This window comes from Streptomyces sp. NBC_00154 (genome assembly GCF_026342835.1).
Lineage (GTDB): Bacteria > Actinomycetota > Actinomycetes > Streptomycetales > Streptomycetaceae > Streptomyces.
Genome location: NZ_JAPEMI010000001.1, coordinates 6374180 through 6385914, shown reverse-complemented (window position 1 = coordinate 6385914; position 11735 = coordinate 6374180). Strand labels below are relative to the sequence as shown.

Annotated in this window: 8 protein-coding genes; 4 read left to right on the top strand and 4 right to left on the bottom strand. The window is 70.5% G+C overall.

All coding sequences use genetic code 11. The features are described from left to right. Window positions 1-282: 282 nt before the first annotated feature. From OHA03_RS28680 to OHA03_RS28665, 4 genes are read right to left on the bottom strand one after another with little or no spacing between them, the layout of a single operon-like run. Window positions 283-1392, bottom strand: a complete 1110-nt coding sequence (locus OHA03_RS28680; RefSeq protein WP_267006619.1) for an AAA family ATPase — start codon at window positions 1390-1392, stop codon at window positions 283-285. 5 nt (window positions 1393-1397) lie between these two features. Beyond that, the gene (drmB, locus tag OHA03_RS28675; RefSeq protein ID WP_267006618.1) at window positions 1398-3275 is read right to left on the bottom strand and encodes a DUF1998 domain-containing protein; all 1878 of its coding nucleotides are present in this window, start codon (window positions 3273-3275) and stop codon (window positions 1398-1400) included. Then, the gene (locus OHA03_RS28670; protein WP_267006617.1) at window positions 3272-6400 is read right to left on the bottom strand and encodes a helicase-related protein; all 3129 of its coding nucleotides are present in this window, start codon (window positions 6398-6400) and stop codon (window positions 3272-3274) included. The genes drmB and OHA03_RS28670 overlap by 4 nt, the downstream gene beginning before the upstream one ends. A 59-nt stretch (window positions 6401-6459) precedes the next feature. Further along, on the bottom strand, window positions 6460-7719 hold the full coding sequence (locus tag OHA03_RS28665; RefSeq protein WP_267006616.1) for an RNA polymerase sigma factor RpoD/SigA: 1260 nt from the start codon (window positions 7717-7719) through the stop codon (window positions 6460-6462). 40 nt (window positions 7720-7759) lie between these two features. On the opposite strand from OHA03_RS28665, the gene OHA03_RS28660 reads away from it, so the two are divergent. The 4 genes from OHA03_RS28660 (at window position 7760) to grpE (ending at window position 11663) form a co-directional block, all read left to right on the top strand. Beyond that, window positions 7760-7885 carry a hypothetical protein gene (locus OHA03_RS28660; protein ID WP_267006615.1) on the top strand — a complete coding sequence of 42 codons (126 nt, stop codon included), beginning with the start codon at window positions 7760-7762 and terminating at the stop codon, window positions 7883-7885. 613 nt (window positions 7886-8498) lie between these two features. Beyond that, on the top strand, window positions 8499-10766 hold the full coding sequence (locus tag OHA03_RS28655; RefSeq protein WP_267006614.1) for a hypothetical protein: 2268 nt from the start codon (window positions 8499-8501) through the stop codon (window positions 10764-10766). Further along, the gene (locus OHA03_RS28650) at window positions 10763-11056 is read left to right on the top strand and encodes a hypothetical protein (RefSeq protein WP_267006613.1); all 294 of its coding nucleotides are present in this window, start codon (window positions 10763-10765) and stop codon (window positions 11054-11056) included. Before OHA03_RS28655 ends, OHA03_RS28650 begins: the two co-directional genes overlap by 4 nt. Next, entirely contained in the window at window positions 11034-11663 is a 630-nt protein-coding gene (gene grpE / locus OHA03_RS28645) for a nucleotide exchange factor GrpE (RefSeq protein WP_267006612.1), read from the top strand. Before OHA03_RS28650 ends, grpE begins: the two co-directional genes overlap by 23 nt. Window positions 11664-11735: the final 72 nt, after the last annotated feature.

The following is an 11735-nucleotide window of genomic DNA, read 5'->3' as shown; positions in this document are numbered from 1 at the left end:
CTCCTGCCGCCCTGCTCCACCGCTGCCGGTGGGGTGTCCAGATCGAGGGCGACACCTGGGAGACCCGTCAGCCCCTGGGTTCGGCCTTGCAGGGTGCGCCATCGCAGACGTCGGTGATCGTGCCGGTCCGGAGGAACTCCCCAGCCATGAATACCACGTGGGCTCGACTCCGGGAGTACGGTGACGGGCTGCACCCGTTCGCCCAGACCGAACTGCTCGGCACCTGGTGCGAATAACGTTCCTGACGGCAACCGGCCGGTCAAGCCACTCCCCACCCTCACCTCATTTCATCATCGCCCACCCGTGCAGCCCTTCCAGTTGGCTCGGCAGCCGGGTGCCCTGCCAGCCCAGGACGAGGCGGTGGCGGGCGCGGGTGATCATGACGTAGTAGGCCATGCGCAGGTCGGCGGCGGTGGGATCGGTGGCGGCGTCGGTTTCGGTGTCGGCGATGACCACGGTGTCGAAGTCGAGGCCCTTGGCGCTGGCGCGGTGGACGAGGACGACGCCGGGGCGGGCGAGGTCGAGGTCGCGGTAGCGGCCTGACTGTGCCGCTGAGCTGTAGAGCTGGGGCTCGTGGGCGAGTCCCTCCCTTTCGAGGCGGCGCTGCAGATCGGCGGCGGTGCGCAGGGAGTTGACGATCACGCCGATGCGCTGCTGCGGTTGCCGGCGCGCCATGGTGGCTATGTCGTCGCTGAGGTCCAGCGAGCCGGAGTAGTGGCGGATGACGGGCAGGGAGCCGCTGCGGGCGGGGAATGCGGGGCGGGTGCCACCGGTGCGAAAGTGCTCGGCGAGGGAGGCGATCTCGCGGGTGTTGCGGTGGTTGCCGTCGACCTCGACGCGCTTGGTGGTTCGGCCGAGGGCGTTGGTGATCTCGGTGAGGGTGGAGTTCGTCTCGGTGAGGCGCTGGCACTCGTCGGCGAAGACGGTGACGGAGGCGGCGGTGAGGCGGGCCACCTGGTAGAAGCCCGGCGGCAGGTCCTGTCCTTCGTCGATAACGAGGTGGGGTGTGGTCGCGTCCTCGCCGAAGGTGTCGGCTGCTCGGCGCGTGAGGGCCGTCCAGTCGAACCAGCCGTCCTCAGTGCGCGGTGCGTCGCGGCCAAAGCGGCGGTGGATCCAGCCGTGGACGGTGGCGGCTTCGACGGGCGTGCTGGGGACCGCGAGGCCCTGGAGGGTGTCGCGCAGGAGCTGGCGGAGCAGGTTAGAGCGGGAAAGCAGCAGGGTGGGGCGGCCGGTGAGGGCGAGGTGGACGGCGCGGTGGGCGGCGAGCAGGCTCTTGCCGCTGCCGGGCGGGCCGCTGACGAGGTGGTTGCCGGTCAGTGGCAGCGCTTCGAGGCAGCGGCGCTGGGCGGGGGTGAGGTCGGGGTGGAGGACGGGGGCGTTCGTGGCTGTCATCCGGGTCATCCCAGGGCGGTGGCGGCCGCGGCTTCGCGGCTAGTGGTGAGAACGTCGGCGAAGTAGCCGGGGACACCGGCGGCGCCGACGACCAGGGCGCGGTCGAGGAGGGTGTTGCCGGTCTGGCAGCTCGTCTCGGGGAGCAGGGTGCAGGCGTGGCAGGCAGCTCGGTTGAGGTTTCCGAGGCCCTGGCCGGTGTGTTCGGCACAGAGCGGGTCGGCCGAGCACCAGGCAGCCGCCTCCAGCATCCGGACGAGTGTCTCAGCGAAGTGCGGTGCCTCGCCCTGCCGGACGAGGCCGCCAAGGGTGCCTTCGGCGTCGCCGGCGGCCGTGTAGATCAGCAGTCCGCGCTGGCCGTACTCGGGGCGGCCGTAGACGCGCTCACGCAGGCTGGCGGTGGTGTAGCCGGAGTCGAAGGAGAGCTGGCGGATCAGCAGATGAGCGAGGGTGTGCAGGAGGAGGAAGCGGGGGGAGAGCTCGCCGCCGACGGTCTCGGCGAGCTGTTCGTCGCGGAACGACGCGTCGAGGTCGGTACGGATGCCGTGGACGTGGGCCTGTACGCGGGGGTCGCGTTCCCAGTCGGCGAGGCGCTGCTCGCCGAGGCTGAAGACGATGCCCTCGCCGTAGACCTCGGTCGCGGGCAGCCAGCGCAGGCGGCCGCTGGTGTCGGAGGGGACGAGGGTGCCGCCCGGGGAGTGGCGGCGGAAGCCAGTCAGCGCACGCACCTCGCGGAGGCGGTCGACGAGGACGACGCCGTCGATGTGCGCGTCGAGGGTGGCCCAGGGTTCCTCCGTCTCGCCGTCGAGGCCGAGGCTGCCGCGACGGACCGCGAACTCCTTGGAAGATTCCGGGAATTGGGCGGCGGCGAAGGCGTTCCATTCGTCGCGGCTGAGGTCGAGCTTCCCGGAGGCGGGCCGGATGGCGGACAGGGGTGCGGGTGAGCCGGTGGCCTCCGCGATGAGCTGGTCGATGAGGCTGTCGGCAGCTTCTGTGTCGTCCTTGATCATGTTGCGGAAGAGGTCGGCGCGAGGCGTGCCCAGTGCGTCGAGCAGGATGGCCCAGTAGGCGTGGCTTCGGACGGTCTCGGCCACATCCTGCTCCGGTTGCGAAGGGTCGGTGGACTCGGGGATGTCGAGCGCCGAGTAGACGACCGGGTGGTAGACGTTGCCGGCGGTGCGCTGCACGATGTGGACCTGCTGGCCGCATGAGGCGCTCTCGTTCCAGCGCTGCCAGGGGTTGCGGCCGGAGCAGCGTCCGCCCTGGGGACCGAGGATGTCGAGCAGGTCGCGCCGGGCGCCGCAGGGTGCGCCGTTCTCACGGGTCGCGCCGCAGCGCACCGAGAGCGCTTCGAGTCCGGAGGCCCGGTCGGCGACGAGGAAGCTGAGGCGGCGTGCCTTCCAGGTTTGCTTCTCTTCGGAGCAGGAGTCCCGCAGTTCGGGCGCGAGGTTGGAGTGGGCCCAGTACCACCAGTCGACGTCGTCGAGATGTCCGTTCGGGCAGATGCGGACGAACCGCATCGGGGTGAGGCGGGGTGCGGCGGCGCAGGCCGTGCAGACGGGCGGCTCGCCGGGCTTCTCGTCCTCGCGCAGGAAACGGACCATGGCCCGGCAGGCGCCGCAGAACAGCCAGCCGGGAAAGCGCACGTAGGGGGCGCCGGGACGGTCGGGTTGGTCGTAGCGGTCGTTGAGGGTGTGGGGTGCGGCGAAGAAGCCGGTGGTGCCGAGCCGGGCGGCGAGCCGTTCGGAGGGGATGGGGGTCCTGCCGTGCTGCGGCCAGGCGTCGATGCCGGCGGCGACGAAGGACTCGCCCTGGATGTCGAGGACGGCCCCGACGCCGAACGGCAGCACCGTCTGTGCCTGGCGGACCCGGAGTTTGCGCTTCACTTTCCTGCTCCCGTCACGGTGATCTGGCATTCGCGGTCGACGCTGCGCATGGAGTTGAGGGTTTCCCACAGGCCGTAGCGCTGCTCGAAGGCCTTGAGCAGGTTGTGCTGGCCCTTGCCCTGGCTGCGGTAGTAGAGGTCCTTGCCCTCTGCTGCGGCTGTCTCGGCCTGGCGGCACCAGTCGTCGAGGTGGTAGCCGAGTTCCCGGCGGACGTCGGCGCGCACGGCGTCGCTCTCGGCGATCGCGGCGCGTTCGGCGAGGCCGTCGGCGAGCTGCTCGGCCTCGGACCGGTGGCTGGTGATCCGTCCGGCCTGGTTCTCGCCCGCGAGGCCGAGCCGGTGGCGGACGAGGATGACGAGCGCGGCGTGCAGGGCTCGGCGGCGTGCGGGCAGGGACCAGGGGGTGATGCTGGCGGGTTCGACGTAGCGGTAGAGGGCGCTGTGGTAGTCGATGAAGGTCTCGTAGTGGGACCGGTCGCGCGGGCGTGTGGCGTTGAAGTAGGTGACGACGAGTCCGGGCACGTGGTGGCGGCCGACGCGACTGGTGGCCTGGATGTATTCGGCGGTGGTCTTGGGCTGGCCCTGCATGAGGAGGTAGGCGAGCCGCTTCACGTCGACGCCGACGGAGAGCATGTTGGTGCAGGGTAGGAAGGAGACCGACCGCAGGTCCGTCCAGGGCTTCTCGAGGCGGTCGAGGAGGATGGGCTGCTCGGCGCGCGGCAGGTTGCTGGTCAGTTCCTGTACATCGCCGTCGCCGAGCGCGCGTACGCCCGCGCCTTCGTCGAGGCCGCGGATCTGAGCGGGGATGTCGTCGCCGGCCGCGGTGACGGTACGGCCGAGCTCACGCAGGCTGTGGTGGTAGGCGACAAGGGTCCAGTAGTCGTCGCGGTGCTCTTCGGGGAGCTGGTGGACGCCCTGGAGCATGGCCGCCGTGGTGGCGACGGCGCCGCGGCCGGCGGTGTGGCCCTGGGCCATGACGCCGAGGTAGAGGCGGCCGGGGCGGCCGGTGTCGGGGACGGCGAAGAAGCTGTCGCGGGCGTCGAGTCCGGATGGCGGGAAGAGCTGGACGTTCTGGTTGTGCAGGGCGCGGACCTGTTCGGCGGAGCGGCGGATGGTGGCCGTGGCCGCGACGATCTTCGGTGGGCGGCCGTTCGGGCCGGTGCACAGCTCGAGGATGGCCGCCTCGTAGAGGCCGACGGTGGTGCCCAGCGGTCCGGTGAGCAGGTGCAGCTCGTCCTGGATGATCAGGGACGGGGGCGGGTTGCCGGTGCCGGCGCCGAAGAGGTGGCCCGAGTCGGGCTCCCAAGCGAGCCGTGCGAACTTGTCGACGGTGCCGAGGACGAAGGTGGGCGGGTTCTGGTACAGGTGCTGGTCGACGACGGCCACGGGCAGGACGTCATGGAAGGCGCACGCGTCGCGGGCGCAGAAGAAGGCGAATTCGTCGGTGCCGGCGCGCACTCCGTAGTCGGAGCGGACGCTGGACCTGGCCGGAGGCAGAATGCGGGTGCCGCACCAGGGGCAACGGTCCAGGATGAACACGTCCTCGGGGTGGGTGGCCTCACGCTGCTGGTCGAAGGTGTCCTTGGCCGCCTGGAAGCTGTTGGGGGTGGTTGTCTCGCCGACCCACAGGCCGATGGTGATCGGTTCACCGCCGAGACCGAGTCCAGGTTCGGTGCGGCGGATGTGCTCCAGGGCACAGATCGTGGTGGCGGCGCGCTGGAACTGCTGGGTGGTGAGCAGGCTGAGGGTGTAGCGGCTGAGGACAGCTGTTCCGGCGCCTTCGCCGCGGATCCGGCGCAGCGCGATGGTGAAAGCGGCCAGGAGCAGGTATGCCTCGGTCTTACCGCCGCCGGTGGGGAACCAGATCAGGTCGGTGGTCTCGCGGTCGCTGTGGTCAGGGTCGGCGACGCCGTCGAGGGCGAGGAGGAAGAAGGCGAGCTGGAAGGGACGCCAGGTGGCCTTGGCGTCGACGGGCGGGTCGATGGCCAGGGGCTCCGAGCGGTGGCGCCGCTGCCCGGCCTGATCGGGCGCGGAGTGCCGCATCTGCAGCAGCATGGCGCTCTGGGCGATGCGGAAGGCGGCGAGAAGTTCGGGGCGGTTCGGGTCGCACAGGGTGCGTACGCCCGATTCGATGCGGGCGACGGCCTGATCGATCCGGTCGAGGATCCGGTCGGCGGCCTCCCGGCCCCAGGGCGGGACCTCGACGGACCGCTGGCCCACGTACCAGGCGTGGTACGAGGCCGCAAAATCTGCGAGTTCTTCCAGGACTTGATGGCGGCTGACGGTCGGGTCGGCGAGATGGGAGATCGTGAGGGCTGGGGCGTCGAGGGGGCCGCCGGCCCGGATGGCGGGCACCTCGGCGCGTGGCAGGCTCTCGCAGGCGAGGAGTTCGACGGCCCCGTCCTGGCCGCGGTCTTCGCGGACGGCGCATCCGTGGCCGACGGCGTGGGTGACGATGTACCGGTACTGCAGGCGAAGTTCGCGCTCCTCGGGGTCGCGGCTGGCCAGCCGGACGCTGGGGTAAGGCAGCACTCCGCCGTCGGCGGGGCGGGCGGTGAGACCGCACTGGAACAGCATGGCGTCCCAGCTCGGCGCCTTGCCGTCGGCGGCGTCGTGGCGGGCGGTGTTGACCAGGGCTACAGTGACCAGCGTTCCGTTGCCGTAGGAGCGGCGGCGCAGCCGGATCTCCGCGCGGCCGTCGAGGACCGGCACGGTGTCCCGATCTGGTCCGACGGTGTGGGTCTCGGGCGAGAGGGAGATGCGACGCCAGCGCCGTCCACGTCCGGGCTCGCTCTTCAGCGTCTCGTAGCGGGCGGCGGCGCAACTCACCTCGATGTGCGCGGCGTCGGTATAAAAGCTGACGCCGAGGGATGCGGGAAGCCAGCTGTTGGTCTCGGGCACCGGGTCGGCCGCCGGGTCCACGTCGGGAGCGTCCTGCTCGGCGCCGGGCGCCTCGGGGTCGTCTGCGGCGAGGGCGAGTTGCCGCTGGAGGTCTGCCTGTTGCGGGTACAGCGTGCCCATGAGGTACTGCCGGTCGGGCGGCGCGTCGAGTACCTCGTCTTCATCGCCGGCGGGGCCGACGAGCTGGCGGGTGAGGTAGTCGACGAGTTCCTGGCGCGGGTCCATGGGCGGATTCCTTCGGATCAGGGATGGGTGCGGAGGACTGACGGCAGCGGGCGCGCGGTTCAGGAACGTCGAGGTACGAGCCCCAGCTGGATCAGCCTGTCGCGGAAAGCCAGCTTGACTTTCTTCTCGATCTGCCGGATGCGCTCGCGCGTGACGCCGAAGACTGCGCCGAGCGCATCCAGGGTGGCCGGCTCGTCACCGTCGAGACCGATACGCCGTACCAGGATGTGAGCTTCGCGCTCGGGGAAACAGTCGAGGACGTTGCCGACTTCCTCGAAGAACTCCTTGCGGATCAACACGGTGCAGGGCCCGGGCAGTCGGCTCGGCCCGATGATCAGGTCACCGAGGACGAGGTCATCGCCGATGATCCGGTCCAGGGAGTCGGTGGGGCGGCTGATCCTGCGCACCTTGTCCACCTCCGCGAAGGTGAAGCCGGTGAGGTAGGCCACGTTGTCGACGGTCCTGGCGCGGCCCTCGCCCAGGAGTTTGCGTTCGGCCACGGCAACCTTGGCGACTTTTTCGTGGAGGTGCACGGGCAGCCGAATCATGCTGCCTTCGTCGGCAATGGCCCGGGTGATGTGCTGCTTGATCCACGTAGTCGCGTAGGTCGAGAACTTATAGCCCTTGGTGGCGTCGAACTTGCGGACCGCTCGGAGCAGTCCGAGGGTTCCGTGCTGGACCAAGTCCTCGATGTCGAGTCCGCGCCCTTGGTAGCCCAGCGCGTTCTTCCACACGAGCCGCTGATTGTGCAGTACCAGGCAGTCGTATGCACGCCGCCGCTCGCTGCCGTGGGGCAGCGCCGCGACCTCCTCCTTCGGAACGTCGCGGTCGAGCTGCCCGGTGCCGCCCCGGAAGAGTGCAGCGAGACCCACCTCTTCGTCGGCCTTCAGCGTCGCCTTGCCCGGGTCCCTACGCCAACGGTCCTCTTCCAGTACGGCCCGAGCTGCGCGGACGGCGTCGGCCAGGCTCGCATCCTTGGAGGAAACCCCGGCGCGGGAGGGTGCCTTGGCGATCGACGTGCTCGTGGATGCAGTGCTCGCCGCCGGAGCGGATACGTTCACCGCGGGGCGCGCCTGACCGCGTTCCGCAACCTTGACGGGCGTGTGGGGCGGGAGGGGGCGGGTAATCGGGAAGTCGGCGGTCAGCTCCCGTGCTTCGGCGGCGCTGAGCCCGTGGAGTCGTACGACGCCGTCATGGGCGAGCCTGCTAACGGCTCCGTTGGTGTCGGCGTAACGTGCCAGCATCCGTCGGGCCTGGGCGAGGCGCTTCGCCGCCTCGGTGGCGGTCGGCTGCGATTCCGGGTCGACGGACAACTTCACTCGGCCCGCACGCCCGGCCCTGGTGGGTACTGGAGCAGGCGTGGCCGACGCCCCCGTCACCGAGGCCCAGGGCAGTCGGGGCACCGCTGACGGTCGCTGCGGCGGGTTCGACGCGGCCGCCGTCTTCTGCGGCTCGGCCGAGGACTGCAGCTCGGGTTCGACGTGAGGGGCAAGGCGACGGTTCGGCTGTCCCTGTCGCGGCGGCTTCACACGAATTCCCATAGCGGCAAGCCCGTTTTGGAGCCCGTGCCGCTGTTCGTCGGTCGTGAGGCCGAGCCGGGCAGCTTCCGAGGAAAAGGCCATCTGGCTGACGACTCCCGTACGGGATGCCCGCCTCTTCAACCTCGCGATGACCGACGACAGTTGTGCCGCGATCGCGAGCCGCTCCGCCTCGGCCTCCAGATCCCCGCCCATACCGACCCCCTCCCGACATCCAGAGACTAGCCGTCAATGCCGCCCGAATGGAGCCGCGCTGATTTGCCACACGCTAGAACTAATCTGTTTACAACGTCAACGGAAATTAAGAAGCTTTCCCGAAGCCGCCACCCAGAGGCGCCACACACTCCCATGACCACAGGCGCCGGAGATAAGCCTCGGCTTCGCGACCCAAAGGCCCCTGCCCGCCGGAAATCCTCGAACGCACTCCCAGGCTTCCCGCAAGGCTGACGACGCCTGATCCATCGCCAGCGTCTGTTGACGTAGCCAACGCACAGTCGTATCGTCGCTGTTGCCGCGGCGGCGTCAGGGGGTGTGGCGTGGAGAGCGCAGATGTCGCGCGTATGCTTCGACAGGCGGAACAAGCCTACGGCAACGGCCAGTTCGGGACCGCGATCGGACTGCTGCACCAGGTGTCGGACCAGTCAGACCGTCTCTCGATCGGCGACCTGTCCTGCTACCACACGCTGAGCGGGCTACTGGCGGAGCGCGCTGGGAACTGGGCCGAGGCCGTCCGTTGCCGCCTCGCGGCCTTCGACGACGTTATCGAGGACTACGTCCCCACCGAGCATTGGTCGGACGGGGCCGCTGACTACGTCGAAATCGACACGCTCACCGTGGTCGACTGGATCAGGACCTCCGACCGCCTTGACGGCGAGGACCCCTGCGACAACTGGTGCGACTGCGACGTACGCGGCGTCCTCGACAGCCCGACCGTGCCGTACGACGAGATGCCGTGCGAGTGCTGCCCGACGCATGTCCTGTGGGGCCTGGTATGGCGGGCCGCCGGGCGCAGCGCGCTGGGAGCGGTGCTCGACGCCGTCCCCGATCCCTCCGGCCACCGGCGCACCGCCGTTGTGCACGCGCTGGCCCTCGTGGCGCTGCGTGCACTCGCCGACGGCAAGGCCGCCACCTCGGCCCATGCTGTTTTCGTCATCGCCGTGTGGCACTTGCTCCTGGACGAATACGACCCGCTGGGCTTCAGGCCGATGATCACAGCCCGGCGCGGCGCATCAGTCCCCGACCAGTGCTGGCAGGACGCACGGGATGAGTTGGCGTACCGGATCCGGACGACCCTCCGCGCCGTCGACGAACGAGAAGACCGCGACGCGCTGAACGCCTGGAAGACCGCCTGGCAGGTCGAGCATGACGAGTACAGCGGGGAGCTTATTCGCGGTGAACAGGCGTACCTGCGAGTCCTCGAGTGCTATGGCGACTGTGATGAGGGCCGCCGGGCCAGCGGAGACTGCGACTGCTCGCCCGACGCCTGGCAGTCGCCGTCACCGGACTCACTGCCTCCCTGCCTCGGCCTGCTGCACGCCGGCGAGCACGGCCGCCGGGGCCTCCCTCACGAGCACCCCGTGCCGGCCGGAACCGCCGCCGGGTTCCTCCTGGAGGCCGGCCACCACCATGCCCTCCTCGACGCCTACACGCGCCGTCACCCCGACCCCGATTCCTGGACCGCACAGTCCGCGGCACACCGCGCGTATGCCCCGTATGTCGGGCGGGCCTTGATCCGCAGAGCCCACGAACGGAACGGGAAGCGGGAGTGGGAGGGGACCCTGGCCGACTTCACGACGGCGGTCCGTCTCGGCATCGACCTCGACAACCGCGATCGCGAAGGCGTCCGCCAGGCCGGTCTGAGCGCCGGGCAGAACGGCAACGGCTACCAGAACGCGTCCCTCGTACAGCGCATCCACTGGCTGGAGTCCGCCATCGCGCTCGCTCCCTGCGACCCGGTACTCCCCGGTGAGCTGGCCGCGACGCTCGTGCGCCGCGGGAAGGAGGCTGTCCGGCTGAACCGGCACGAAGGGCAGCAGCGCTTCGAGCGCGCGCTCGAGCTCTGCCCCGACAACCGAGACGCGCGGGACGAGCTCGACGCACTCCTCATCGCCGACATCGTCGACGTTCTCGAAGGGACAAGGCCCGGTCGCAAGCCCGGCGTCACGAAGGTCGAGCAGCTGTTGCGGCGCCGGCTCCGCGCGGGGTCCGACGCCCCGGACCCTGGCTGTGCCCGCGTGCTCCATTGGTTCGCCGACCGCATGATCGATCGTGTCGTGGACCACGCGCTCGCGGGGGATCGCGACTCAGCACGCCGGAAGATGCAGAGGCTGTACTCCGTGGACCCGCGCACGGAACAGCATTCCACCAACGAAGTCGACCCCACAATCGCCCGGCTGCTCCGCGAACGAGCCGCCCAGGACCTGCAGCACCCACCACGCGAATACGCCCGTCGCCTGAGGCTCCTGTTCTCCGCCGCCGCCAAATTCGACCATCTGCCCGGAGCCGCCGCCGAGGAGGAGCTGGTGGAAGCTGTTCTCCCCCTCGCGGCGGAGATGGTCGACGAGGGCCGCGAGGACGAACTCATCGAGCTGTACGTCAGCGCCCCCGTGAGCCCCGGCTACAGCGCGGACTTCGACCAGCTCATCGCCACCGCCTACGGGCGCCGCGCCAAGGCCCGCCGGAAGCTTGGTGACATCGGCGGCGCCGTCCGCGACGAGAGGACCGCGGCCAAGCTCCGCCTCCAGCCGAGCTGGCAGCCCTCTCTCTTCGGGCCGGCCGCCCCGCCCTCAGGCCGCGGCGGCTCCGCACCCTCCCAGGAGATGCTGTGACACCCCCTCCCCCGCCACCGGCCACCGGGATCGATCCGACACCGGTGCCCTGGCTCGGCCCCACTCTGCACGAGCTCCTCCCGGACAGTCCCCCGGGCACACGCCTGCCTGCCCTGGTCAAGAATGCGGCTGCCGCGATCTCGGGTACCAAGGACGACCGAGATCGAGTGGCGGCGCTCAAACAGGCGCGGGACGAGGCCCGCACCCCGGTCAATGCCCTCGTCGCCGAACTGCTGACCCCTCCGCTCCCGACGAACAAGGACGACCATGACGACGCAGCCCCCTCCTGACGCCCCCGACGCTGCCGCTGCCGATCTGATCAAGCTGCGGCGCCGCGTCGAGGCGCTCGGACGCAAGCGAGACGAGGCCGACGACCGGTTGCGCAAACTCCTGGCGGCGCTGCTCCCGCTCGACGACCTCCTCGCAGACACCGCCATGCGAGCCGAACAACTCGGCGAGCACCGAACGGGACGCCCGGATCCGCAGGCCGTCGCCGTCGCCATCGCGCTGCGCGAACAGGTCGACGCCGCACACCGGTTGCTCCGCTCCGAGCTGGCCCGCTGCGACGTCCGTCCCATGGAACTCACCGGCAAGGCCGCCGACCCGGTCGAAGCGCGCGTCCTGTCCGTCGAACCGCACCCGACCGCCCCTGCGGACACGGTGCTGCGCGAGACCGTCACCGGCTTCCGCCTCGGCCTGACGGCCCTGCGCCAGGCCGAGGTCGTGCTCGCCACCCCCGGCCCGGCGCCCGAGCCTGCGGGCGACCCGGCCGCCACCGACGGCGCCGTACCGGACCGCCGTGCCCAGCCGCACCGGACCAGCCGCGCCCGGCGCCGCGCACAGGGAAAGAAAACGTCACCGCTGCCGCGCAAGCGCAGGTCCCGCCGCCACCGCTGACCCGCCCGGCCCCGACCCCGGCCGCCTGCCTCATCTGGCTCCACCCACACCCCGACCCGAAGGCCCCGTCAC